The organism is Pseudomonas sp. 1L-C-7-B-C1 (assembly GCF_057291635.1).
Map to the genome: position 1 here is coordinate 18585 of NZ_JBXAWH010000004.1, position 25668 is coordinate 44252.

General features: G+C 56.8%; 26 protein-coding genes and 1 tRNA gene. 9 read left to right on the forward strand and 18 right to left on the reverse strand.

Annotated elements, in window-relative coordinates; genetic code table 11:
* Positions 1-125: 125 nt before the first annotated feature.
* Positions 126-1814, reverse strand: coding sequence for an NAD-dependent malic enzyme (locus AC0Z8Z_RS07555; RefSeq protein WP_485618707.1), 1689 nt, complete (start codon positions 1812-1814; stop codon positions 126-128).
* A 397-nt stretch (positions 1815-2211) separates the two neighbouring features.
* Between AC0Z8Z_RS07555 and AC0Z8Z_RS07560 the strand changes: the two genes are divergently transcribed.
* Entirely contained in the window at positions 2212-2442 is a 231-nt protein-coding gene (locus AC0Z8Z_RS07560; protein ID WP_485618708.1) for a DUF6555 family protein, read from the forward strand.
* A gap of 50 nt (positions 2443-2492) precedes the next feature.
* Here the strand turns inward: AC0Z8Z_RS07560 and AC0Z8Z_RS07565 are convergent, their stop codons facing one another.
* The 13 genes from AC0Z8Z_RS07565 to dapA all read right to left on the reverse strand — a co-directional run bounded on the left by AC0Z8Z_RS07565 (position 2493) and on the right by dapA (position 12065).
* Positions 2493-2660 carry a class I SAM-dependent methyltransferase gene (locus AC0Z8Z_RS07565; protein WP_485618709.1) on the reverse strand — a complete coding sequence of 56 codons (168 nt, stop codon included), beginning with the start codon at positions 2658-2660 and terminating at the stop codon, positions 2493-2495.
* Positions 2661-3104: 444 nt separating this feature from the next.
* The gene (locus AC0Z8Z_RS07570) at positions 3105-3464 is read right to left on the reverse strand and encodes a hypothetical protein (RefSeq protein WP_485618710.1); all 360 of its coding nucleotides are present in this window, start codon (positions 3462-3464) and stop codon (positions 3105-3107) included.
* Positions 3465-3483: 19 nt separating this feature from the next.
* Positions 3484-4329 carry an RNase A-like domain-containing protein gene (locus AC0Z8Z_RS07575; RefSeq protein WP_485618711.1) on the reverse strand — a complete coding sequence of 282 codons (846 nt, stop codon included), beginning with the start codon at positions 4327-4329 and terminating at the stop codon, positions 3484-3486.
* A 12-nt stretch (positions 4330-4341) separates the two neighbouring features.
* The gene (locus AC0Z8Z_RS07580) at positions 4342-4836 is read right to left on the reverse strand and encodes an Hcp family type VI secretion system effector (RefSeq protein WP_485618712.1); all 495 of its coding nucleotides are present in this window, start codon (positions 4834-4836) and stop codon (positions 4342-4344) included.
* 266 nt (positions 4837-5102) lie between these two features.
* Entirely contained in the window at positions 5103-6107 is a 1005-nt protein-coding gene (locus tag AC0Z8Z_RS07585; RefSeq protein ID WP_485618713.1) for a hypothetical protein, read from the reverse strand.
* Positions 6108-6227: 120 nt separating this feature from the next.
* Positions 6228-6827, reverse strand: a complete 600-nt coding sequence (locus AC0Z8Z_RS07590) for a DUF4326 domain-containing protein (protein ID WP_485618714.1) — start codon at positions 6825-6827, stop codon at positions 6228-6230.
* Positions 6824-7267, reverse strand: a complete 444-nt coding sequence (locus tag AC0Z8Z_RS07595) for a DUF488 domain-containing protein (RefSeq protein WP_485618715.1) — start codon at positions 7265-7267, stop codon at positions 6824-6826. Before AC0Z8Z_RS07595 ends, AC0Z8Z_RS07590 begins: the two co-directional genes overlap by 4 nt.
* A gap of 8 nt (positions 7268-7275) precedes the next feature.
* Positions 7276-7950, reverse strand: coding sequence for a dual OB domain-containing protein (locus AC0Z8Z_RS07600; protein WP_485618716.1), 675 nt, complete (start codon positions 7948-7950; stop codon positions 7276-7278).
* 375 nt (positions 7951-8325) lie between these two features.
* A tRNA-Ser gene (locus AC0Z8Z_RS07605) sits at positions 8326-8415 on the reverse strand.
* 104 nt (positions 8416-8519) lie between these two features.
* Positions 8520-9233, reverse strand: a complete 714-nt coding sequence (gene purC, locus AC0Z8Z_RS07610) for a phosphoribosylaminoimidazolesuccinocarboxamide synthase (protein ID WP_485618717.1) — start codon at positions 9231-9233, stop codon at positions 8520-8522.
* Between the two features lie 61 nt (positions 9234-9294).
* Entirely contained in the window at positions 9295-10053 is a 759-nt protein-coding gene (locus AC0Z8Z_RS07615) for an MBL fold metallo-hydrolase (RefSeq protein ID WP_485618718.1), read from the reverse strand.
* Entirely contained in the window at positions 10054-11169 is a 1116-nt protein-coding gene (gene bamC, locus AC0Z8Z_RS07620; RefSeq protein WP_122537439.1) for an outer membrane protein assembly factor BamC, read from the reverse strand.
* Between the two features lie 17 nt (positions 11170-11186).
* On the reverse strand, positions 11187-12065 hold the full coding sequence (dapA, locus tag AC0Z8Z_RS07625) for a 4-hydroxy-tetrahydrodipicolinate synthase (RefSeq protein WP_485618719.1): 879 nt from the start codon (positions 12063-12065) through the stop codon (positions 11187-11189).
* Positions 12066-12378: 313 nt separating this feature from the next.
* Here dapA and AC0Z8Z_RS07630 point away from each other — a divergent pair, with 313 nt between their 5' ends.
* Positions 12379-12942 carry a glycine cleavage system transcriptional repressor gene (locus tag AC0Z8Z_RS07630; protein WP_037014004.1) on the forward strand — a complete coding sequence of 188 codons (564 nt, stop codon included), beginning with the start codon at positions 12379-12381 and terminating at the stop codon, positions 12940-12942.
* Between the two features lie 10 nt (positions 12943-12952).
* On the forward strand, positions 12953-13426 hold the full coding sequence (locus AC0Z8Z_RS07635) for a peroxiredoxin (RefSeq protein WP_485618720.1): 474 nt from the start codon (positions 12953-12955) through the stop codon (positions 13424-13426).
* 115 nt (positions 13427-13541) lie between these two features.
* Here AC0Z8Z_RS07635 and AC0Z8Z_RS07640 read toward each other — a convergent pair whose 3' ends face one another.
* The gene (locus tag AC0Z8Z_RS07640; RefSeq protein WP_065986753.1) at positions 13542-14612 is read right to left on the reverse strand and encodes an AI-2E family transporter; all 1071 of its coding nucleotides are present in this window, start codon (positions 14610-14612) and stop codon (positions 13542-13544) included.
* 36 nt (positions 14613-14648) lie between these two features.
* Complete coding sequence (locus tag AC0Z8Z_RS07645; RefSeq protein WP_122623057.1) at positions 14649-14900, reverse strand: sulfurtransferase TusA family protein; 252 nt, start codon at positions 14898-14900, stop codon at positions 14649-14651.
* 146 nt (positions 14901-15046) lie between these two features.
* On the opposite strand from AC0Z8Z_RS07645, the gene AC0Z8Z_RS07650 reads away from it, so the two are divergent.
* A complete protein-coding gene (locus AC0Z8Z_RS07650; RefSeq protein WP_485618721.1) occupies positions 15047-16483 on the forward strand; it encodes a M48 family metalloprotease in 1437 nt (478 codons plus the stop codon).
* Between the two features lie 137 nt (positions 16484-16620).
* Here the strand turns inward: AC0Z8Z_RS07650 and nadA are convergent, their stop codons facing one another.
* Positions 16621-17679 (reverse strand): quinolinate synthase NadA, encoded by a 1059-nt coding sequence (gene nadA / locus AC0Z8Z_RS07655; RefSeq protein WP_485618722.1) that lies wholly within the window; start codon positions 17677-17679, stop codon positions 16621-16623.
* Positions 17680-17931: 252 nt separating this feature from the next.
* On the opposite strand from nadA, the gene AC0Z8Z_RS07660 reads away from it, so the two are divergent.
* The 5 genes from AC0Z8Z_RS07660 to AC0Z8Z_RS07680 all read left to right on the forward strand — a co-directional run bounded on the left by AC0Z8Z_RS07660 (position 17932) and on the right by AC0Z8Z_RS07680 (position 24109).
* The gene (locus AC0Z8Z_RS07660; protein WP_485618723.1) at positions 17932-19791 is read left to right on the forward strand and encodes an ABC transporter ATP-binding protein; all 1860 of its coding nucleotides are present in this window, start codon (positions 17932-17934) and stop codon (positions 19789-19791) included.
* A gap of 141 nt (positions 19792-19932) precedes the next feature.
* Entirely contained in the window at positions 19933-20535 is a 603-nt protein-coding gene (locus AC0Z8Z_RS07665) for a TetR/AcrR family transcriptional regulator (RefSeq protein WP_485618724.1), read from the forward strand.
* A 214-nt stretch (positions 20536-20749) separates the two neighbouring features.
* Positions 20750-21523, forward strand: a complete 774-nt coding sequence (locus tag AC0Z8Z_RS07670; RefSeq protein WP_172611060.1) for an alpha/beta fold hydrolase — start codon at positions 20750-20752, stop codon at positions 21521-21523.
* 111 nt (positions 21524-21634) lie between these two features.
* The gene (locus tag AC0Z8Z_RS07675) at positions 21635-22324 is read left to right on the forward strand and encodes a type 1 glutamine amidotransferase domain-containing protein (protein WP_485618725.1); all 690 of its coding nucleotides are present in this window, start codon (positions 21635-21637) and stop codon (positions 22322-22324) included.
* A gap of 336 nt (positions 22325-22660) precedes the next feature.
* Positions 22661-24109, forward strand: coding sequence for a M10 family metallopeptidase C-terminal domain-containing protein (locus tag AC0Z8Z_RS07680; protein ID WP_485618726.1), 1449 nt, complete (start codon positions 22661-22663; stop codon positions 24107-24109).
* 115 nt (positions 24110-24224) lie between these two features.
* On the opposite strand, the gene AC0Z8Z_RS07685 is transcribed toward AC0Z8Z_RS07680, so the two are convergent.
* Positions 24225-25622 (reverse strand): NAD-dependent succinate-semialdehyde dehydrogenase, encoded by a 1398-nt coding sequence (locus tag AC0Z8Z_RS07685; RefSeq protein WP_485618895.1) that lies wholly within the window; start codon positions 25620-25622, stop codon positions 24225-24227.
* Positions 25623-25668: the final 46 nt, after the last annotated feature.

Below are 25668 nucleotides of genomic sequence, written 5' to 3' on the forward strand. Positions count from 1 at the left end.
CTCGCTGATATTTTTTGTTTTTATGCAGAGCCCATCCTGAAGTTATTCGCCACAAAACAAAAGACCGCCGCATGTTTCCATGGGGCGGTCCGGGGTGAAGCGTTTGCCGTCAGTGGCGGGGATGTTTACACCGCGCTGCGGCGGTAGCTGCGGTAGTTCGGCATCCAGAAGTTATGCTCGATGGCTTCGACGAGCATTTCTTCGGTGGTCTCCAGCGCCATGCCTTCAGCCTGAGCCTGCTTGGCCACGGCCAGGGCAATCTTCTTGCTCACCTGCTGAATCTCTTTCAACGGCGGCAGGACAGCGTCACCTTTGCCCGTCACCATCGGCGAGCATTCCGCCAGCGCATTGGAAGCGGCCATCAGCATTTTGTCGGTGATGCGCGTGGCTTTCGACGCCACAACACCCAGACCGATGCCGGGGAAGATGTAGGAGTTGTTGCACTGGGCGATGTGGAACGTGCGATCGCCTACGGTGACCGGGGCAAACGGACTGCCGGTCGCGACCAGCGCGTCGCCGTTGGTCCAGGTCAGCACTTCCTGCGGCGTAACTTCGACCTTCGAGGTCGGGTTGGACAGCGGCATGACAAGCGGCTTGGCGCAGTGCTTGTGCATCTCGCGGATAACCTGCTCGGTGAACAGCCCGCGCTGGCCGGACACGCCGATCAGCACCGTCGGCTTGCCGTTGGCGACCACGTCCAGCAACTCGGGCGAACCCTCACCGCTCGACCAGCCCGACACGTCGACAGACTTCTGCGCGAGGTTCTTCTGGAAGTCCAGCAGGTTGTCCATGCTGTCAGTCAGCAGCCCGAAGCGGTCGACCATCATCACGCGTTCGCGCGCTTCGGCTTCGCTCAAGCCTTCGATGACCATGGCCGCAATGATGTGCTCTGCAATCCCGCAACCTGCCGAACCCGCGCCCAGGAACACTACCCGCTGCTGGCCCAGGGTTTCGTGCTTGGCCTTGCACGCCGCCAGCAAGGTGCCCACGGCAACCGAAGCCGTGCCCTGAATGTCGTCGTTGAAGCAGCACAACTCATCGCGATACTTCTCCAGCAACGGCATGGCGTTGGTCTGGGCGAAGTCTTCGAACTGCAGCAGCACGTCCGGCCAGCGGCGCTGAACGGCCTCGATGAACAGCGCAATGAAGTCCTCGTATTCCTTGCCGGTGACGCGCTCATGGCGCCAGCCCATGTACATCGGGTCGTCCAGCAGCTCTTTGTTGTTGGTGCCCACATCGAGCACGATCGGCAAGGTGTAGGCCGGGCTGATACCGCCGCACGCGGTGTACAGCGACAGCTTGCCAATCGGAATGCCCATGCCGCCGATGCCCTGATCGCCCAAGCCGAGGATGCGCTCGCTGTCCGTTACCACGATGATTTTGATGCGATCTTTCGTTGCGCTGCGCAGGATATCGTCGATGCGATCGCGCTCGGGGTAAGAGATGAACAGCCCGCGGTGGGTACGGTAGATCTTCGAGAATTCCTGGCACGCCTGACCCACGGTCGGGGTGTAGATGATCGGCAGCATCTCGTCGAGGTGCGAATCCAGCAGGCGGAAGAACAGGGTTTCGTTGTTGTCCTGGATCGAGCGCAGATAAATGTGTTTATCCAGATCGCTCGCGCATTGCTGGTACTGGTTGTAAACGCGAGTGACCTGCTCTTCGATGGTTTCGACGTTCTGCGGCAGCAGGCCGACCAGGTTGAAATCGATGCGCTCTTGCGGTGTGAACGCACTGCCCTTGTTGAGCAGCGGCATCTCCAGCAACGAAGGGCCGGCATAGGAAATATATAAAGGTCGCGAGGTCTTGGTCATTTGCAGTGATCGCCTTTTCTCTGTTTGCTCTATCAATACGTCGTCGACACGATGCCCCGGAGGTCGATGTATACGACGCTCAACGCGGGATCCGTCCGAAAAAATAGGGGGGTAAAAACAGGGTGCCTATCTTACTCGCCTGAAAACGATTGCGACATTTTGTCGCCCGTCGATTGCGAAATGGTGGCGCCCAAGCGTCCACAGGGTCATTAAACACCCTTGGATTAGGAACAAAAACCGCGCACTGGGTCACTGTGAACACGCCGGCATGACGATTTGACCGTTTCAAGAAAAGGGCTTTCGATCGTGGTCACCCTGGATCAAGGGACGAAATGCCTTACACATTGAACTGGCGATACGCCATTGCAGTCACATTGATATCAATCCGGAGATATTAATGTCAGGCCAGCGCATCTTTCGTATCCACTACCGCTTTCTGGGCGAGCAACGTGTCTTTCTCCAACCCGATTCGGCGCTGAACGAAGTTGATGCCTGGTACTACGCCTGCCTGCACGCAGGTATCGGCGTACTGCACAACCTGTCCAAGACCCGGGAAGAGCTAACGGCGTTGATCGCCCATGGGCGGCGATATGGTTTGACGGACGTGCGCTGGGGGGAGTGGGTCTGATTGGATGCCATCTCAACCGGTGCACTGAAGTTTAGTGCTATAGGTGAGCCCTATCCCACGCGCTGGACCGCATAGCTCGCCTCAAATCCATAACTGAACTCTTCAAACTGATTCGGCAGCTCAAAGGGATCAATCCCGATGATCCGGCGCTCGCGGTTGCAGACTTCATTCATCAGCACCAGCGACTCGCCCTTCCAGACCCCAATCTCGACCATCACCCGGAATGACTTCGACCAGAAGCGCCAGATAACCCAGCAGCCGCACATGTTCGTGAAACGAAAACTCCTCTCGCGACATCGCCCTCTCTCGCCGGCAACGTGCTTTGAGCCTGCCCGAAATGCTTTCCGATCAACGTCCAGACCTGAGCGACCGAGTCATTGAGTGCCGGGTGCTAATGAAATCGTTGAGCTCTCGGATGGTGATCGTGGCTTCTCTGATTGCTGGAAGGATGAAGGGATTGGGGGATGGGGCGTGGAGCGATCTTGTACCGCTAGTGGGCGTGAGATCGATAGTTGGCGGGGGTTGGGAAAAGTAAAGTGCCAGATACCCAATCGCTAACGGTCCATGACCGATGTCGGAGGAGTCCATCAATTACTGAATAATCTCAGGTCGGCACGACCGCCGAGTTTATCCTTGGGAAGAAAATCTGGGATGGGAGTGCATCACCTGTAACCCATCCACCCAAAATATTTAAGAAGAAGGTCCCTCCTTTTTTTTTCAATATGAAAATCTATCAATCCAAGAAGCCCCATGAGGAAAACATGCTCTTCACAACCAAACCTCTCCGGGATAAAGCACAGATCAAAATCATCAAAAATCTCATCAACAGAATAGTCCCCCGCCTCATAAAGTTTTGCGTAGGAAATTATGTCCCGCCTTAAAGAAAGAGCTTGAAAATATGATTTCCGCTGCATCCAGAGATTAACTATCTCTTCGACACTCAGCACTCCCACCCTTAGCTCCTCCGGCAGGTGATCGAGGATCCCATCTCCCAGGTCTTGCATAAAGTCTATTAACTGCATATATCCGCGCATTATCACCTCAAGGTATAGGGAACGCTGTGACAATGTAAGCTGGCATGTGGTTAAACTCAGCGAACTCGATGACAACTCTAACCTTAGTCATCTTCACAGGTATCGTTTGGGCCGTTTTCAGAACCCCCCATCCGATCTCAGTATTCAACTCGCTTACCAAAATCAATCGGTTTCGTGTGCGCAAAAATTTTAGCTTAGAGTACATTATTATTTTTAATTTGTTAGCTTTCAGTGCTTGACTAACCGCCCACTCAGCCATTTCGATGCTGTCAAATGTCGTCATCGCCTTGGCATTTCTAACCTTCCGCAAACGCTTTTGTAATCCAAAAATATCTTTCTGATAGTGATCACGGAGAGTGTGGCCGCCAACGCTATTCCTGGCTGCATGAAGGGGCTGCTCGCTTACGGACACCGCCATCCTTCCAGCTCGTACCGAGGACACGCGAAATGCGTTGTAAATTGATGCCGTGGTAATAGGCACCATGAACTCAGTAGCCAAACCAATGACTTGACCAGTGCTGCGAGATACACCCAACGCCTCGGCAGCGGTAGCGCCGGCTTTAAATGCGTAGGAGTTGGTTTCCTGACCCGTGACGATTTGGTTCGAAGCGGCAGCTAACTGATCAGAAGCGTGAACTCCCATCGCCACGCATCCGACCTTGGAGATCATCGTAGGCTCCGGCAGGGCGCACAACACGCCCGAACCTGCCAACTCGATAATGCCGCCGACCAGCCTAAGACTACCGAATATGCGGTTAGACATGATCTCGGCAGGCGTAAGGGATTCATGCGTAAGCACTGCAGCCATCTGGGCGAAATTAAGTACAACGCGAAACGATCCATCGTCCGACATAGGGCGCGCTCCTTACGCAAATGGTTTGTTAGCGGTCCTGTCCCACCCACCAGAAACGATACCCGCACTGCCACCATCTGCACGCCGCTGTTGTGAGTACTCGAACTTGATACGACCGTAATTCAGGGTGACCACTTCAACAGGGAAGCCAGACTGTTCCGCTCCCTGACCACTCACCAAGGCAATCAGCACTTCTTCGAGCACGATGTCCAAATATTTAAACTTCTCAGTTCCTGCACGATGAACCCGGATGGTCACTGTTTTAATGTGCGAACCCCTACAGCAAAGCTCAAAAAGCTTTGGGGTAGCTCGATCAATGTATTTGCTGATCTGGAAATCACCAAGCGACACGCCCCCAGCAGATGCACCACCGCTGGAACTCGCAGACTGACTGATGGACTGCATGGCATCGTAGTGATAAGAGAGCAGCTCGATCCAGCCTTTGTGCCCATCGTCCAGCGACTCACCCTCGACACCATCAACCTTCATAAACGCATCAAATGACATAAAAGCTCCCTGCTTTTCAAAACGTCAGAAATGAAACCTTACCTTCGTTATCACTCGTATGCCAGCCTTCAAACCGCCTCGAGCCTACGAATCAGACGGTGCCTACAGTTCGCCATCAGGCATAAACATCTCTAGCACCAGGGTGAATGGTTATTCACTACCAAACAATGGCCGAGCTTTTATCGAGAGCGAGAGCGATGCAAACCGCTTACATCTCAGCAGTGGACGCAAACCCCGAGGCGGGAAACCCTGCCTTTGATATTTGATTATTTACCACACGTTATGCATTTCGGTTTCGGCGGTTTGCTAGGGAGCGGGTTACAGGCAAAATACTGCAATGCACCTATCCAATTGGTTTTTATCTCATATCCTTCAAAAATAGGTACGGAGATTTCAGCAGGGTTCCAACTTGGCCTTGAAACACTTTCGAAAACGCTTTTGGCGTCCTCGTATTGAGTCCATTTGTGAAAAATATTTTTGCCATACTGAGCCTCCAGCAAAATGTGAATAGCCGCAATTGCGTCAAGAAGGTGTTTGAAATTCGCGCTCTTAAGACTTCCGCCTCGATTATGCTTGACGGAGTTGTATGCATCATACCATTCAAGAGTCTGGGTCGGAGAGTCAGTATTCCAGTTTGTGAACGGCTCGAATATTTTTAAATTAGGATATTGGCCTAATACAACCTTGTATTCATTTAGCTTCAGTATGGGTAGGCAATGGATGTAGTCTGAAGTGTTGTACATTTTCTTTTTAGGATAGCCGTTTTCAATCAATACTCTGAGTAAAAGATATTCAACCTCGGTACATGCCAAAATCAGCAGCTCACGAATCTTATGGCCGTAAGACTCAAAATTCGTGACTGATGGTTCAACGACATAGAGAAGTGAATCCAATGTATTTTGGATCGCTTGGTAGGCTCTAACTTCTTGATAGTAGCTGTCTCCTACATAGTTAAATTGAAAATTCCCCCTGCTGATCCTCGAGAAATAAAAGCCGGGATTGGTTACCTCTACCAAATCAAGCACGTCAATGTTAATGCTTTCACAAAAATTCAGTAGATAATAACCTACGGATTTTTCCGTTGGTTTTAAAATATCGCCACCAGCGAATCTTTTATCGTAATCACTCTCCGCTTGCTGGGTCCATTCTTTCCAATTTTTACAATCGTATTTGTAGAACTGGCTATCGACATATAAGTGAACTCTGTCTTCTTCTTTTTGAAAAATACCTAATAGACCATCGCGATTTCGGAATGCGTAGCTTTGGAGCATCGTCTAATCCTTTAGCAATTTGGTAGTGATCGACTGACCAGATCAGTGGATCGATCAAGTCGCAGTACATAATAGAGTTACACCCACACGCATACACCCGCAAGCATATGGGCGAAGATTTCACTTTCCATCATCTTGGGAGTTAAGATAATTAGCGATCACGTCACCATGACAAGCCGCAGGTTTGCAGTGGCAACCAAGCGTCTTACCTCTCAGCCTCTCAATGTTTTCATCAAATTTTTCGGGTAATTTCAAAAACCGCTTTTCGAAATCATAAGCAAACTTGACTATAACTTCGTCGCGTGTGCCTTCTTTACCCATTTGGTAGGGATTGCCCCACAGTGTTCCCCTGCCGATGTAAATATCGTAGCTATCACCGTTATCTTTATTAGACACTTTGGTGATTTTCAAATTTATAATTCTCGTGGGTATTTGTTTTTCTCGAAGTTCGTTATCGAGGATAAAAAAACAATTCCGCTCTTCGTCTTGAAAAAGAATAGCGTGAGTGGCTTCTTTTAAAGCTTCTTTATCCGACCTGAAATAAATTGTCTGCAAACTCTTGGACTGTGAATATTTTTCGATAAATCTATTTTGGTCGGACACGAAAATCAGTTCTACTTCTTCAAGAGAGCTGATAATTTTTTCGACTTTCCTTTCAAATTTCGAATACGAAAGAAAGTCGATAGGATATGCAATTAAGACTTTTGCATCTTTACTCATACTAGATCTTTGACAACCGCATCAGATTGATCCCACGCTTGCTTGAGGTAATTTGCCACCAGCCGTCTATGGCATTGATGCGGCTGATGCTCGCTGCAAAGCAAGCAACCCTCATCAATAATTTCTGGTTTTACGTGTTTTTCAATATTTCGTTTCGCCATGAGATTTAGAAATTTATCCTCATACTGTTGCCAAGAAATCTCTTTTTTCTGGTATGGAGACAAAATTTCTTTTGTCGGGGCTAAATCCGGAACGTGGATGTAGTCAACATTACAAAGCTCTTTGAGAAAATATTTTAGATCGTCTTTTTTGGCGAAGGCTGAAAGTTGTGACGAATTATTCAGTCGTACATCAACAATTCGCTTCGTACCTGACAATTTAATAAGAGAGAAAAAACGCTCGGCTTTTTTCTCAGTAAAACCTATTGTGAAAATTTTCATATTTACCCTTAGATCACTGCGGCTATCAATTTATAAGCAAAACCGTTGCTCACGTCACCGAGGCTAACCGTAAAATAGCTCACACTCTCTGGAGTATATTCACCGGCACCTTGCTGCTGATAATATCGCTCCACGTCATGATCGGTGATGATAAGGGAGTAGTTAATTCTGTTGTACGAAAATGTTGCCCTTGCTTTTAGCGTCCCATCACCACGATACGCCCCCTCGGCAGAGACTCTGATCCGGATATTTTGGGGGCGAATCAAGTAGAGACTAGATCGGTGATTAACAAGGATCTCAGCTGGAACCTTGTCATTGCAACCTGAGTAGCTGTGATGATTGTTTTCCCACAGAGCAAGCGGAGTGTCCACAAGATTGGCTAGGTCAGCAACTGACGCTTGCCCGTTTTGAACCCAAACGGGTGGATGCTGGATCACATGATTTTCTTGCTGAAACGCATGTCCATGGGCATTGGAAAAGGAAATAGATAGAAAATCACGCAACTGAGCAAATTGCCCAGTTTGGCAGGTTCGTTCTACGTCAGAGATCGAATCTTGAGGACGATTACTCACAGGACGGACCCACGTGCCGTGGTGATCTCCTCCCCAAATTTTGCCAGCAATGCACTTGCCTTGGGGTTTTCGTGAGTTGGCTAAACAAACAAGCTGAGCTTGATAAGGCATTTTGGTTTCCGTTCCATGATGGCGATGTGCCGTTGAACATCCTCTCTTTGCTCAACATCGATGGCAAGCCCTACTTTGGTGAATTTAGATGTATAGCCGCAAAGCTCACAGATCTCGTAGCTGCAGTGTAAGAGCTTTTATCGGACCTTGCTCGTATCACACGTCGTGATGCGAACGACGCCCTATCGCATCTTAGATGGTCATAGAAGGGCTACGTAGACCTGACGGGGGATATGATCAGTAATCTAAAAATACAGACGAAAAAAAACAGCGACTTGATCGCTGCAGTTTGGCAAAAAATTGCTACAAACTGCTGCTACAAATCGCTGCTCTGCTACCTTCGTAACCAATTGATTTACAAAGGTTTTTCTATAATGGCGGAGAGATAGGGATTTGAACCCTAGGTACTGTCGCCAGTACAACGGATTTCGAATCCGTCCCGTTCGGCCACTCCGGCATCTCTCCAACGGCGCGCATCATAACAGTTCGTTCAAAGAACGCGAACCCTTTTTAAGGATTTTTTCGCGTTCTTTCAGATGCTTGCAGCATTTTTCGCTTGAAGCATTGGATCAGAGCGGTACGCCGAGACGCTGGGCGACTTCTTCGTAGGCTTCGATGACATCGCCCAGGCCCTGACGGAAGCGGTCCTTGTCCATTTTCTTCCGGGTCTCTTTGTCCCACAGGCGGCAGCCGTCCGGGCTGAACTCGTCACCCAGGACGATCGAGCCGTCGCTGAATACGCCGAATTCCAGCTTGAAGTCGACCAGCAGCAGGCCGGCGTCGTCGAACAGCTTGGTCAGGACTTCATTGACCTTCAGCGACAGTTCTTTCATGCGAACCAGTTGCTCGGCGGTGCCCCAACCGAACGCGACAACGTGGGAGTCGTTGATGAACGGGTCGCCCTTGGCGTCGTCCTTCAGAAACAGCTCGAACGTGTAAGGGTTGAGCTTCATGCCCTCTTCCACGCCCAGGCGCTTGACCAGGCTGCCGGCAGCGTAGTTACGCACGACGCATTCGACCGGGATCATGTCGAGCTTCTTGACCAGCACTTCGTTGTCGGCCAGCAGTTTGTCGAATTGGGTCGGAACGCCTGCGGCTTCCAGCTTCTGCATGATGAAGGCGTTAAACTTGTTGTTCACCATGCCCTTGCGGTCGAGCTGTTCGATGCGCTTGCCGTCGAACGCCGAAGTGTCGTTGCGGAACACAAGGATCAAGCGGTCAGCGTCGTCGGTCTTGTAAACCGACTTGGCTTTGCCGCGGTAGAGTTCTTCACGTTTTTCCATGATGGGCTCCGCTTGCTGAATCTGGCTGAATAGTGGGGGGGCAAGTCGCCCGTTTGGGACGCTAGGCGATTTCGCGCCAGTCGAGCCCTGAATCCTGATCGGCCAATTGTAGCCAGTCCTCGTCGCACCCAAGGGTGTCGACGAAACATTGCCGGGCCAGATGCGGCAGGTTGTTCTTGCTGCTCAGATGGGCCAGCACCAGGTGCTGCAGATCCTGCCATCCCAACTCGTTCACCAGACCGGCAGCCTGATGATTGTTCAAATGACCGTGATCGCCGCCCACCCGCTGCTTGAGAAAGTACGGGTACTGACCCCGCGCAAGCAGATCGCGGCAGTGGTTGGACTCGACCATGAGCGCGTCGAGCCCGCGGTAGCTGTCGAGCACCATCGGGCAATACGAACCCAGGTCGGTCAACAGGCCGAAGCGCCGGCGCCCATCGTTGAACACGAACTGCGTGGGCTCCAGCGCATCATGAGCCACCGACACCACGTCGATGCCCAGACCGCCAATGCGCAGACCCTGCCCGCCCACCAGCCGAAGACCCGCTTCGACCGGTTTGCGCATGCCGCGCAGCGTGCCGTCGCTGAGGTACACCGGCACATCGTAGCGCCGAGACAGCAAACCCACGCCATGCACATGATCGGCATGTTCGTGGGTTACCAGAATGGCGCTCAGTTGTTTACCGCTGACGCCCAGCCTGTCGAGCCGTCGTTCGGTCTCTCTCAGGGAGAAACCGCAATCGACCAGCACGTACGTGTCGTTGCTCGCAACCAGCGTGGCATTGCCGCGACTGCCGCTGCCAAGAACCGCGAAGCGCACTTAACCCAAGTTGTCCTGAATGACGCTCAACACGCGACGAGCGACTTCCGTCGGCGCCACGGTGTTGATGTTCTTCTCGACCGTGACCTGAACGTTCTCGCCGACCTTGCTCAGGCGCACCTGATAACGCTCGGCGCGGGCTTCTTTCTCTTCCTTGGACTCTTCACTGCCGAACACGCGGCTGAGGAAGCCAGGCTTGTTTTCAGGCTTGTCGGGCTTTTCCGCCACGTTGATGTAGTACAGGCCCAGGCTGCGGTTGATGTCTTCAACGCGCCAGTCGCCCTGGTTAAGCGCACGACCGACGCTCGACCAGGCGCGATCCAGGTCCGCGCCCAGGTTCAGCACCGGGTTGCCGCTGCCGTCTTCGCTGAGGGAAACGCGGCTCGGGGTGTCGAAATCGCGCGCCGCCAGCAGGGAGACAGAACCGCCCTTCTCGGCAGTGCGGGTGAGACTTGCGAGCATGTCGTCAGTCAGCACAGAGTCGAGGCCGACATTAGTGCTGCGCGACGGGAACGCTGGGTCATCGTTGCTGCCCGCCGGGCGTTGCACGCTGACCACGTAGATTTCACTGGTGTTGCGCTGCACGCCCGGCTCGATGCGAACGCGGACACGGGTTTCGGTGTTGGCGGCGTCGCCACTCGAACCCATACGCTTGGCGACCGATGCGGACAACTCGTCCATGCGCTGCCAGGTGGTGTTGAATTCACCGGTTTGCGGACGATCTTCGGCGATGCGGAAGCCGTTGTCTTCGAAGTACTGATGCGCCACAGGCCAGACTTCAGCCGGTGCGCGCTGGGCGAGAATCCAGCGGTTGTCGCCGCTCTTCTGCAGGGTGTAGTCGCCGGAGTCCTGAGCAGTGGTCAGCGGCTGCGGACGCGGCACGTTGAACTCACCCTTCTGGGTGTCGTCGGCAACGTTGCGCGGGATCGGCAGCAACGGGTCCAGGCGTTTGACTTCCTGAACGCCCTCGGGCAATTGCATCGGCGGCTTCTGGGTCGCTTCCAGGTAATCGCTGCTGCGATCGCGGAAATAACCGTCCTGGCCAAAAAGCCAGCTGCAACCGCTGGTGCTGGAGATAATCAAGGCTAGTGCGGAAAGTCCGGCCAGTCGCTTCATTGCGTAATGCTTCCTCATTAGACCAATACACCGGACTGGCGCAGGGCCTGACGCAGCGGCTCGTGGCAGGACTCGCTGAGCCAGGTGAGCGGCAGACGAATACCGTCTGGCATCAAACCCATCTCATGCAGGGCCCATTTCACGGGAATAGGGTTCGATTCGATGAACAGGGTCTTGTTCAGCGGCATCAGTTTTTCGTGGATGGCGCGGGCGGTGTCGGCGTCACCGGCCATCGCGGCCTTGCACAGGTCGGCCATGGCGCGCGGTGCGACGTTGGCGGTGACCGAAATATTGCCTTTGCCACCGAGCAACATCAGCTCGACCGCAGTGGCATCGTCGCCGGAATAGACCAGGAAGTCGCTGCTCACGCCTGCAAGAATATCCTTGGCGCGCTGCAGGTCTCCGGTGGCTTCCTTGATGGCGATGATGTTATTGACTTTCGACAGGCGAATGACGGTCTCGGCCGACATGTCGCAGGCGGTACGGCCCGGCACGTTATACAGAATCTGCGGGATGTCGACGGCTTCGGCGATGTGCTTGAAGTGCTGGTACAAGCCTTCCTGGGTCGGCTTGTTGTAGTACGGGGTGACCAGCAGGCAGGCATCGGCACCGGCGTTCTTCGCGTTGGTGGTCAGTTCGACCGCCTCGCGGGTGGAGTTGGCGCCCGTGCCGGCGATGACCGGAATGCGGCCAGCGACCTGCTGTACCACGCGGCGGATGACTTCGATGTGCTCGTTGACGTCGAGCGTCGCGGATTCACCTGTAGTGCCGACGGCAACTATGGCGTTGGTGCCCTCTTGCAGGTGAAAGTCCACCAGTTTGCTCAGGCTGTCCCAATCGAGACGACCTTGTGCATCCATGGGTGTGACCAGTGCCACCATACTGCCCGCAATCATGCAAACCGCTCCTGCCGGAAAAAGAGAGCGGTAATGGTACTGGCGCCATGATCCTTGCACAAGGCGAGCATTCCCCTCGGCGCCGGTTTTCGCTACCCTTCGGTCTTTGATCGGTACGGGTCATCTGCCCGGCTCGCTCGACTGCTCGATTTTGTCGTCACTTACCCCGCCCTGCGTCGTTATCGCGCGCCATGACAGGCTCATGGACGCGATTGGCGGCTGTGGGTCGGGGAGACGTCACGATGCCTTCGTCCGTCGAACCCGCCGGCACAGGCCTGCTGCGTACCGACCGCTCATCGTTTAGGAATGCTGCATGTCATCCATCCCCACAGTTCGCGAACAATTCCTTGTCATCAGTGCCCTTGGCGCCAACCCAATGGAGCTGACCAACGTCCTGTGCCGCGCCAGTAACGAAAGCCGTTGCTCGGTCGTCAGCTCACGCCTCACTCGCCACGGTGAGTGCAGCGCCCTGATCCTGCAGATCTCCGGCAGCTGGGACGCGCTGGCGCGTCTGGAAACGGGTCTGCCCAATCTGGCCAAGAAACACGCCTTCACCGTCAATGTGGTGCGCAGTGCTTCGCTGGAAAACCGTCCGGAAGCCCTGCCCTACGTGGCCTACGTCAGTTCGGCGTATCGCCCGGATATCATCAACGAGCTGTGCCAGTTCTTCATCGACCACAACGTCGAGCTGGAGAACCTGATCTGCGACACCTATCAGGCACCGCAGACCGGCGGCACCATGCTCAACGCGACGTTCACCGTGACATTGCCGGCCGGCACCCAGATCAGCTGGCTGCGTGACCAGTTCCTGGACTTCGCCGACGCCCTAAACCTTGATGCGCTGATCGAACCATGGCGCCCTCAAGCACCGATGTAAGGAGTCCCGAATGGCTGTAGAACTCGACCAACCCGTTGCCGACTTTCAAGTGCAGGCCACGAGCGAACAGGCGGTCAGCCTGTCGGCGCTGAAAGGTCAGCAAGTCGTGCTTTATTTCTACCCGAAGGACAGCACCCCTGGCTGCACCACCCAGGGCCAGGGCTTCCGCGATCATCACGCCGACTTCAAGGCCGCCAACACAGCAGTGTTCGGTGTTTCGCGTGACAGCCTGAAATCCCACGAGAACTTCAAGGCCAAGCAGGAATTCCCGTTCGAGTTGATTTCGGACAAGGATGAATCGCTGTGCCAGCTGTTCGATGTGATCAAGCTGAAAAAGCTGTACGGCAAGGAATACCTGGGCGTCGACCGCAGCACTTTCCTCATCGACAAGGACGGTGTGCTGCGCAAGGAATGGCGCGGCGTGAAGGTGCCGGGGCATGTGGCGGCGGTGCTTGAAGCGGCTCAGGCGCTGAACAAGGCTTGATCGCCATCATGTCGGCCTGAGCTTGCCCGCGATCGGGGGCCGTTTAGTCATCGTAGGTTGACCATGACGACGCCGATCGCGAGCAAGCTCACTCCTACAAAAAGCGAGGCAACGCCTATAACAACGGCGCCACCGTCGGCTCATTCCGCGGCCACGCGTCCAGAACGGCCTTGAACAGGGTCGCCAGCGGGATCGCAAAGAAAATCCCCCAGAAACCCCACAGCCCGCCGAACAACAGCACGGCGCAGATGATCGCCACCGGGTGCAGGCTCACCGTCTGGGAGAACAGCAGCGGCACCAGCACATTGCCGTCCAGGGTCTGGATGATGCCGTAGACCGCCATCAGATAGATGAACTGATCGCTCCAGCCCCACTGGAACAGCGCGATGAACGCCACCGGCACCGTCACCACCACAGCGCCCACATAGGGCACTACCACCGAAATCCCCACCAGCATCGCCAGCAACGCCGAATAATTCAGGCCCATGGTCACGAAGGCGATGTAGGTCACCCCACCACAGATGAAGATCTCGATGACCTTGCCGCGAATGTAGTTGGCGATCTGCCGGTTCATTTCCTCGGCCACATGGGTAATCAGCGTGCGTTCGCGGGGCAGATAGCCCCTCGCCCAGCGGCTGATCATCCGACGGTCCTTGAGGAAGAAGAACACCAGGATCGGCACCAGCACCAGGTAGATCATCATGTTGACCAATAGCGGCAAGCTGGACAGGGAAAACGTCAATGCCCATTGCCCGAACTTTCCGACCTCACCGCGAGCCACTTCTATCGCCTGCAAGACCTGCTCGTCCGATACCAGATGCGGGTAGCGCTCCGGCAGCAGCAATAGCAACGACTGCCACTTGGCGAGCATGCCGGGCAATTCGTTGAACAAGGTAATGAGCTGGCGCCACAGCAAGGGCACAAGCACCAGCAGAAACAGCGCCAGCGCCCCCATGAATAAAGCGAAGACCAGCCCTACTGCGCCACCTTCCGGCACGCGCAAACGCTCGAGCAGATTGACCAGCCCCTGCATCAGAAAAGCCAGCACCAACCCGGCCAACACCGGCGCGAGCATGCCGCCGAGGGTGAGCACAACGGTAAATCCGAGAACCAACAGCACTGCCAGCACCACCGCTTCCTCATCGGAAAAGTAGCGCTGTATCCAGTCGCGAAGCACTTTGAACATCAAGAATCCTAAAGGGGTTGCGAGGGTCAGAAACGCTCAGGCCTTGCGCAGCCAATACCGATAAATGCCGTCAGCGTTTTCTTCATGCAGCAGCACATGCCCGGCCAGTTTTGCGAATGTACGGAAGTCGCGCTGCGAGCCGGCATCGGTGGCCGTCACTTTGAGGACCGCGCCGCTGGCCAGACGGTTGAGTTCCATCTTGGCCTTGAGCAAGGGAAGCGGGCAGTTGAGACCGCTGGCGTCGAGCTCTGCATCGCAGGTAGCGGGGTGTCCTACAGCGTCAGACATCGTTTCTCTCCGGATAGACACATCCGCCCTCGCACAAAAGCCAACGGGCGGAAGAACATTCTCACAAGTTTTCCAGAATACCCCACTCTGGTCAGCAAGCCATTGAGCCAGCTACAGTGACGCCTTTCTGCCCCAGAGTTTCGTGCATGAATTTTTTGCGCCCCACGCTGCTGACCCTCGCCTGCCTGCTGGCAGCGCCGAGCTTCGCAGAAGATGACCTGCCCTCCCTCGGCGACGCGAGTTCATCCATCGTTTCTCCCCAGCAAGAACACGACCTGGGGCGCGCCTGGCTCGGGCTGTTACGTTCTGAGGTGGCGCAACTGTCCGACCCGCTGCTCAAGGACTACGTCGAGTCTTCAGTTTATCGGCTCGCCGAAACCAGTCAGGTGCAGGACCGCCGGCTTGAATTCATCCTGATCAACACGCCAGAGATCAACGCTTTCGCAGCGCCCGGCGGGATCATCGGGGTCAACGGCGGGCTGTTCCTCCACGCGGAGACTGAAGGCGAATACGCCGCGGTCCTCGCCCACGAACTGGCTCACTTGTCGCAACGGCACTTCGCCAGGGGCGTGCAGGCGCAACAGCGCATGCAAGTGCCGGTGATGGCGGCGATGCTCGCCGGTATTGTCATGGCGGCAGCGGGTGCAGGCGATGCGGGAATCGCCGCCATTGCCGGCACCCAGGCCGCCGCAATTCAGGAGCAGGCGCGCTTCTCCCGGCAAAACGAAGCAGAAGCCGACCGCATCGGCATCCTCAATCTGGAAAAGGCCGGCTACGACCCGCGCAATATGCCGACCATGTTCGAGCGTTTGGCGCGCCAGTACCGCTACGACGCCAAACCGCCGGAATTCTTGATGAGCCACCCGGTGACCGAGTCCCGCATCGCCGATACCCGCAACCGCGCCGAGCAAGCCAAACCCGGCGGCAAGGAAGACAGCCCCACGTATCAGCTGATGCGCGCACGCACAGTGCTCATCTACGAAGAAACCCCCGGCATGGCCGCCAAGCGTTTCCGCGCGCAACTGGCAGAGAACCCGAAAAACGACGCGGCTCGCTACGGCCTCGCGCTGGCCCAGACCAAAGCGGGGCAACTGAATGAAGGGCGCGAGACGCTGAAGCCTTTGCTCGACAAGGCGCCGGACAACATTGCCTACAACCTCGCTGCCGTGAATCTGGACATCTCCAACAATCGCCTGCCCGACGCTCAACTGCGGGTGGACCGAATGCTGAACCTGTACCCCGACAACTACCCGCTCAATCAGGCGAAAGTCGATGTTTTGCTCAAGCAGTCCAAGGCGCCCGAGGCGTTGAAGTCTTTGGAAATTTTGCTGAAGAGCCGCCCGGACGATCCGGACATCTGGAATCAGGTGGCTGACACCCGCGGTCTGTCGGGCAACACCATCGGCCTGCACCAGGCCCGTGCGGAATACTTCGCGCTGATGGGCGATTTCAAGCAGGCGATTCAGCAGCTTGAATTCGCCAAGCGCCGGGCGAACAACAACTTCCAGCTGGCCTCACGCATCGACGCGCGGCAGCAGGAGATCATCGCCCAGGAACGGGCGGTGAAGGACATGATGAACTGAAGCGAGCTACGAGCGGCAAGCTATAAGCTGCAAGCTGAAATGCGGCGAGTTGGCTTTTCGCTTGAGGCTTTTCGCTTGAGGCTTGCCGCTTGCCGCTTGCCGCTTGCCGCTTGCCGCTTGCCGCTTGCCGCTGGTAATCAGGCATTACCCGAGCTTTTCATGCGTGCCGCCTGGGTAAAGTCGAGCATGCGCTGCAACGGCCGGACGGCGTGAGGGATGACCGCCGGGTCAACGAAGATCTCATTGATGCCTTCGCGCAAACACTGAAGCGTGCGCGCCAGAGTGTTCATCGCCATCCACGGGCAATGGGCACAACTGCGGCAGGCGGCGCCATTGCCGGCCGTGGGCGCTTCGATGAAGACCTTGTCCGGGCACAGCTGCTGCATCTTGTAGAAGATGCCGCGATCGGTAGCGACGATGAAGGTGGTGTTTGGCAGCGTCTGCGCCGCCTTGATCAGCTGGCTGGTCGAGCCCACCGCGTCCGCCAGATCAATGACCGACTCGGGCGATTCCGGGTGCACCAGAATGGCCGCATCCGGGTACAAGGCCTTCATGTCCTCCAACTGCCGGGACTTGAACTCCTCGTGCACGATGCAGGCGCCGTCCCACAACAGCATATCGGCGCCGGTTTCGCGCTGGATGTAACGGCCCAGATGCTTGTCGGGCGCCCAGATGATCTTCTCGCCGTTGTCCATCAGGCTCTCGACGATCTCCAGTGCGCAACTGGACGTCACCACCCAGTCGGCACGGGCTTTTACGGCGGCGGAGGTGTTGGCGTAAACCACCACGGTGCGCTCGGGATGCTGATCGCAGAACGCAGCAAACTCATCGACCGGGCAACCGAGGTCCAGTGAGCAGGTCGCTTCGAGGGTCGGCATCAGGATGCGTTTTTCGGGGGTCAGGATTTTTGCGGTTTCGCCCATGAAACGCACCCCGGCGACCAGCACGGTTTTCGCCGGATGGTTTTTGCCGAAACGCGCCATCTCCAGAGAGTCTGAGACGCAACCGCCGGTTTCTTCCGCCAGCGCCTGAATCACCGGATCGCAGTAGTAGTGCGCCACCAGCACAGCGTCCTGGGCCTTAAGCTCGGCGGCGATCAAGCGGCGGTACTCCGCTTCCTCGTCTGCACTCAGGATCTTGGGCTGTTTGGCGTCCAGGTGCGCTTGGACCAGGAGGCGTTCAGAAATGTGTGTCATGTCGATAGCCCTGAATGCGCGGACGGAGAGTCAGCATGATAAGAAAACGGCCGGGAAGTTAGCACGGGATCTGTTGAGCGATCACTTACCGGCGGTCCCACTGAATTAACGCAGGCGCCAATACCTCAACCTTGGGACAACGCAAAAACACGCACGTAATGGTTGGAACGAGTCACCCAAAAAAGCACCGAAACCCTCAAGCCCGCCATTCAATGGCAGAATCTGCGTCAATGGACAGTTTTGGAGCCCCTCATGCTGAGCGTATTTGAACGACGACTCGACCCCTTCCCACCCGACGAAGCACCCCCGCCGCCTGTGGGGCTGGTGCGGTTTCTGTGGGCCTGCACCCGGGGAGCGCGTGGTTACATTCTCGCCCTTGCAGTGCTCAGCGCCTGTGTGTCGCTCTACGAAGCCTGGCTTTTTTCGTTCCTCGGCCAAGTGGTCGATCTGCTGTCGACCTGGAAGGACGGCGGCGCCACTGCTGGCGAGGAAAGTCGGGCGCTGTGGGGCATCGGCATTGTGCTGGTGATCAGCGTTGGGCTCGTGGCCTTGCGCACGATGGTTCAGCACCAGGTGCTGGCGATCAACCTGCCGCTGCGACTGCGCTGGGACTTTCACCGCCTGATGCTGCGGCAAAGCCTGTCGTTCTTTTCCGATGAATTTTCCGGCCGAGTCACCACCAAGGTCATGCAGACCGCGCTGGCGGTGCGGGACGTGCTGTTCACCCTGATTGAAATCGCGCCTGGCATCGGCGTTTATTTCATCGCCATCATCGCGCTGGCCGGCGGATTCGCCTTGAAGCTGATGCTGCCGTTCCTTGCCTGGATCGTGTTGTTCGGCCTGGCCATGCTGTATTTCGTGCCGCGCCTGGGCAAAGTCGGTCAGGAGCAGGCCAACGCGCGGTCGTCGATGACCGGGCGAATCTCCGATGCTTACACCAATATCACCACGGTAAAGCTGTTCTCCCACTCCAAACGGGAAGCGCAGTTTGCGCGCGCAGCGATGGAGGACTTCAAGCAGACCGGCTTTCGCCAGATGCGTCTGGTGAGCCAATTCGAAATCGTCAATCAGGCGCTGGTCGTCGCCTTGATTCTGGGCGCGGGCGGTTATGCCCTGTGGCTGTGGCATCAGGGCGACGTCGGCACCGGCGCGGTGGCGGCAATTACCGCCATGGCGCTGCGGATCAACGGCATGTCCCACTGGATCATGTGGCAGATGACGTCGTTGTTCGAGAACATCGGCACGGTGCAGGACGGCATGGCGACGCTGACTCAGGGCCCCAAAGTGCAGGACGCGCCAGATGCAGCGGTGTTGAAGAGCAACGGCGGCTCGGTAACCTTCGACAACGTCAGCTTCAATTACAACGGCGAGCGTCAGGTGCTGGACGGTTTGAACCTGGCGATCCGGCCGGGCGAGAAGATCGGGCTGGTCGGCCGCTCAGGCGCCGGCAAATCCACACTGATCAATCTGCTGTTGCGCTTCTATGACGTGGACAGCGGCGAGATTCGCATTGATGGGCAGAACATCAGGCAGGTCACGCAGGACAGCCTGCGCAGCGCCATCGGCATGGTCACGCAAGATACGTCGCTGCTGCATCGGTCCATTCGCGACAACATCGCGTATGGCCGACCTGATGCCACCGATGAGGAAATCCACACCGCTGCGGCTAACGCTCAAGCAGATGGCTTCATCGCCCAGCTCAGCGACAAGCATGGTCACAGCGGCTACGACACGCTGGTCGGTGAGCGTGGCATCAAGCTGTCGGGCGGCCAGCGCCAACGGGTTGCCATTGCGCGCGTGATGCTGAAGAACGCGCCGATCCTGTTGCTGGACGAAGCCACCAGCGCGCTGGATTCGGAAGTCGAAGTGGCCATTCAGGAAAGCCTCGACGAAATGATGAAGGGCAAGACCGTGATCGCCATTGCTCACCGGCTGTCGACCATTGCGGCCATGGACCGGCTCATCGTGATGGACGACGGGCGCATCATCGAACAGGGCACCCACGCTGAACTGCTCAACAAGAACGGCACATACGCGCGGCTGTGGCATCACCAGAGCGGCGGGTTTCTGGGCGAGGATCAGGGCGTGCCAGAAGCGGTGGATCAGGTATAACGGGCACGCTCGCGGTAGAACTGCGTCCAACGACGGCTCTCGGGCAACGCCGTCGTTGGAGGTCGCCCCCGCCGACACAGAACATCATCGCTCATCAGAATCAGCTAGTAGACCGACTTACTAGGATGTATTCTCCGAGCCATGAATACTCCTCAAACACGTGGTTCATCTGATGTCCGTCAAGGAATCCTCGACGTCGGCCAACGCATCATGGCCGCCAAGGGGTATTCCGGCGTAGGCCTGAACGAAATTCTTGCCGCCGCGGGCGTGCCGAAAGGCTCCTTCTATCATTACTTCGGCTCCAAGGATGCCTTCGGCGAGGCGTTGCTCGAACACTATTTCGAAGACTACCTCGCTGATATCGATCGCATCCTCGGCGAGCCCGGGCTGCCCATGGGCGAGCGCCTGATGAATTACTGGCGGGTCTGGCAAGACACGCAGTCGTTCCAGGAATGCCAGGGCAAATGCCTGGCCGTGAAGCTTGGCGTTGAAGTGGCCGATCTGTCGGAGACCATGCGTGCCGTCCTCAAGCGCGGAACGTCCGGGATTACTGACCGCCTTGGCAGCGCGATCGAGGCTGGCGTTGCCGACGGCTCGCTGCCCGCCTGCGACAACCCTTACGCTGTTGCGCAAAGCCTGTACCAGCTGTGGGTAGGTGCCAGCGTGATGGTCAAGATCGAAAGAAGCCTCGCGCCCTTCGAGACGGCCATGGCCACCACGCGCACGATCCTGCGCCTTAACTGATCAGTCCCCAGTGTCCCACTGTTCTCTCTGGCTTCGTTTCAAATCTGCATAAAGCCCGCCGGTCTCTCCTGACCGGCTTTGTATCGTCGACGCCCCCCACGACCGAGCACCGCGAAAAAGGCCCTCTGAAATAATTTGAAAATAACTCTAGACGACTGGTCTACTCAGAGTTAAGGTGTACCCACATTAACCCGCCGCCACAAGGACTGACGTGATGAAAACCAGAACAACGATCACCGCTCTCGCCACTGCCGTGACACTGCTTGCAGCCGCTGGATTCGCGTCAGCCCAAGATCGCCCTGCCACTCCGCTGACCGCCAAGACGGTAGTGCTGGTACACGGCGCTTTCGCCGACGGCTCTTCCTGGAACAAAGTGATTCCGCTGCTGGAAAAAGCCGGTCTGAATGTGGTGGCGGTGCAGAATCCGTTGGACTCTCTTGACGGCGATGTCGCTGTCACCAAGCGCGCCATTGCCGCTGCGCAGGGTCCGGTGGTTCTGGTCGGCCATTCCTGGGCAGGCGCAGTCATCACCGACGCTGGCGTCAACGACAAAGTCCGCTCGCTGGTGTACGTCGCCGCTTACGCCCCGGATGATGGCCAGTCAGTGTTCGATGCCGTGAAGGGCTATCCCGACATGCCCGGCCAGGCCTCCTTCGTCAAAGACGCAGATGGCTACGTGAAAGTCAGCGACGAAGGCGTCGCCAAATTCTTCGCCCCTGATCTGCCCCGCGCCGAACAGAAACTTGTCGCTGCCACCCAAGGTGCGCTGAACATCAAAGCGCTGAGCCAGCCCATCCCCCACGCTGCCTGGCACAAGGTGCCCTCCTTTGCGGTGGTCGCCACAAACGACCAGATCATCTCGCCACAACTGCAGCGCGATCAGGTGAAGCGCCTGCACGCCGACTCCATCGAGGTCCCTTCAAGCCACGTTGCGATGCTGGCCTATCCCAAGGCCGTGGCTGACTTGATCATAAAAGCTGCCAAGTGATTTCGTTTTACCGTTGAACTAGACGACTAGTCTATTAATCCAAGCGAATGATGCTTTACCTTTTGGCTGCTGCTCGGCAGTCGCAAACCTAAATCGAAAAGGAAATATCCGATGAAAGTTCTTATGGTTCTGACTTCCCATGACACCCTCGGCAACACCGGCCGCCCTACCGGCTTCTGGCTGGAAGAGCTGGCAGCACCCTACTATGCGTTCAGCGACATCAACGCCGAAATCGTCCTGGCTTCGCCACAGGGCGGGCAACCTCCCCTGGACCCGAAGAGCAACGAGCCTGACTTCCAGACCGACCTGACCCGTCGTTTCGAGAAAGACGAAACCGCCAAAGCCCTGCTCGCCAATACCGTCCGGCTGGACAGCGTGTCCCAGGCAGATTTCGACGCTGTGTTCTACCCAGGCGGCCATGGTCCTCTGTGGGATCTGGCTGAAGACAAAAATTCCGTCCAGCTTATTGAATCGTTCATCGCCGCCAACAAGCCCGTCGCCGTCGTATGTCATGCCCCTGGCGTGCTGCGCCACGTAAAGAACGCCGACGGCACGCCGCTGGTTAAGGGCAAAAAGGTCACCGGCTTTGCCAACAGCGAAGAAGAAGCTGTAGGCCTGACCGACGTGGTGCCCTTCTTGGTGGAAGACGAGCTGAAGTCACTGGGCGGCGTCTACTCCAAAGGTCCGGACTGGGGTTCGTACGTCCTCACCGATGGTCTGCTGATCACCGGCCAGAACCCTGCTTCCTCCGGCCCTGCGGCAGACGTGCTGATCAAGGCACTGCAAAACAAATCGGCCTGATCGCCGCCCGGCGCGAGGGGTGTTCGCACCCCTCCCCGCTTTTCACCTTTGCACCGAGATAACCGCCATGAACTGGTAATGAACGGATTCAACCCGACCCCAGGCCCGACTTTATGTCGGGCTTTCGTCGTTTCCGGAGGGAGGCGAATAATCAAACAAACACAGCTTTGACGGGTCTACCACGCCAGTGACGGGCATTGATGAACGCTCACGATGCCCGATGCAACTGGATCTGCCGTTGACGGCGGTGGCAGTGCCAAACCCTCTATCGCGAGAAAAATAATGGCTCAGGCAAAGAAAACAGCACTGCAAAGTGAAGCGGATGAGGCGGTTGTCATGACCCCTCATGGCACCTATGACAGCTACACCGGCACAGCCGATAACGACACCATCACGGGTACCACAAAGCGGGACTTCATCTTTGGCGGCGATGGCGACGACATCCTCATCGGTCAGGGAGGGGATCCCGATCCGTTCAGCAATGCACAGGATCGCTACAACGGCGGCGCAGGCGTCGATACGATCACCAGCCACTCCGCCTATGTCTACGGGAACACGTTCGTCTACACCTCGGTGACGGACAGCTACTTCGACAAACAGGGTTCCCATTCGGACCTGATCAAAAACTTCCAATCCACTGACGTACTTGACCTGACGGCCCTCGGGCTGGAGCGCGTTGGCAATGGCCACAATGGCGATCTGGCAGTGACCTACAACGCCGACGAGGACATTACCTATGTTCGCTCTCTGGATAAAAACGCCCAGGGCCAGGCATTCGAAGTCAGACTTGAAGGCGATCACGCCGCTGAGCTTGGCACGCAAAATTTCGCCCTGCGTTACGACCTGACTGCAGAAAGCAATGGCCGCGAGCATGGGCTAAGCAACAAGCAATACGTCATCACCGGGACCGATGGCGACGACTTTCTGGTCGTTCCCCGCTCCGGCAACATCGTGACCGGTGGAGGTGGAGCGGACGACATGTCTGGCGGCAGTTCCCGTAACACGTTTGTCTTCGAGCATCTCACCGATAGCTTCGTGAACGACGGTACAGGCCAATCCAGCGTTGACCTCATCCACAATTTCAGACTCGGTGACGGTGATCTGATGGACGTTTCGGCACTGGGGTTCACCGGCCTTGGTGATGGCTACAACGGCACGCTCAATTACAGCTACGACAATGAAGCTGGTTACGCGATTGCCCAATCCTTTGAAGTCGATGAAGACGGCAACCGATTCGCCGTGCACCTGACGCAATACGACCGGGATCCGCTCACCGGCCTGCAGGACATGGATCGCTTCACCTTTGCCGGAGACAGTGCAGCAGACCGCGCCAACCAGACGCTGACCGGCGATAACCACCGCGACACGTTCACCAATTCGACGGCGGGCGGCATTCTCGTCGGCGGCGGTGATGATGATCTGTTGGTGGGCAACACCGGGGTCGACACTTTCCGATACGTGGAGAAAAGCGACAGCTTCCGGGGCAATTCGGACTTCATCAAAAACTTCGACGCCACTCAGGACCGCATCGATGTTTCAGCGCTGGGTTACACAGGCCTTGGCGATGGCACCGATGGCACGCTCAAGGTGATCTACGACACCGCCCTGAACCGCACCTATCTCAAGGATTACGAAGCGGACGCTGACGGTAACCGATTCGAGATCAGTATCGACAAGAACGTCGCCAAGACTTTCAGCGCCGATAACCTGATCGTGGCCGACCCGAACGCTGCGCACATCGAGCTTGTGGGTCTGGCACCCGCTGACCTGCACCCCATCGGCTGAACCCGGAAGCGCCATTCCAAATGGCAGGTACGAAAAAGCCGTCGCAGGTGCGACGGCTTTTTTGCAGCATGGGCGGTGACACAGCTTCTCACATGCGGGTACTGCTCACCGATTCTCAGTCAACGCTTTTGGCCCACACCGCCTGGGCATTGGTGAATTCGCGCAACCCGAAGTGGGACAGCTCGCGACCGTAGCCACTCTTTTTGACGCCGCCCACCGGGATGCGCGCGTTGGTGGCCGGAAAACCATTGATGAACACGCCGCCGGTCTCCAGACGCCGGGCGATGCGTTGCGCGCGCGGGATGTCCTGGGTCCACAGGCTGCCGCCCAATCCGTAGTCACTGGTGTTGGCCAGCACGATCGCCTCTTCGGCGTTGGCGGCAATGGTGATCGCGGCAACCGGGCCGAAGGTTTCTTCGTCGAATGCGGCCATGCCTGGCTTCACATCAGCCAGCACGGTGGGCGCGTAGAAGTTGCCGGGGCCGTCGATCTTCTTCCCGCCCAGCAGCAACGTCGCGCCGGCTGCAATCGTGCGTTGAACCTGACCATCCAGCTCATCGCGCAAATCAGCGCGGGCCATCGGGCCAACGTCGATTGCGCTGTCCAGCGGGTCGCCAACTTTCAGCTGCCCGACCGCCGCGACGAATTGACGCGTGAATTGCTCGGCGATCGGCGCCTCCAGAATGAAGCGCTTGGCCGCCAGACAGACCTGGCCGGCGTTCTGGAAACGCGCCTCGACGGCGGCCTTCACCGCAAGGTCGATATTGGCGTCGGCCAGCACAATGAAGGCGTCCGAACCGCCCAGCTCCAGCAGGCTCTTCTTGAGTGCCTTGCCCGCGGTGGCTGCCACGGCAGAGCCTGCACGCATGCTACCCGTCAGGGTAACGGCGGCGATGCGCGGGTCTTCAATGGTGCGGGCCACGGTGTCGTTGTCAGCGATGAGATTGGTGAACAGCCCTTTGGGAAAGCCCGCCGCCTCGTAAGCTTCTTGCAACGCGTAAGCCGAGCCCATGACGTTCGGCGCGTGCTTGAGCATGAAGCCATTGCCCGACAACATGATCGGCCCGGACGCACGAATCACCTGCCACAGCGGGAAATTCCAGGGCATCACCGCCAGCACGGTGCCGATCGGCAAGAAGGACACGTGGACCTCGTCGTCGCTGCCGACATTGACGGGCTCATCGGCAAGAATCCCCGGGCCGTTGTCGGCAATCCACTCAATGGTGGCCGCGCACTTCTCCACTTCTCCACGGGCCGCCGCCAGGGTTTTACCCATTTCAGCGGTGATCAGTGCAGCAAAGGATTCCGAGCGCTCACGCAGGGTGTCCGCCAGACGGCGATAGGCCGCCACGCGCTCGCGCATCGGCGTGGCACGCCACAGACGAAAGGCCGCAGCATTCACATCCAGCAATTGCTCGACGTCGGTTTGCGTCTGGAAGGGGTAAGTGGCGATCAGCTCACCGGTGGCCGGGTTGCGTGATGTAGCGACGTTTGCGGTGGAGATCGGGCTCAGGTCAGACATCGTGATTACCTCGTTGGCGGTCGGTGCAGCACATGTG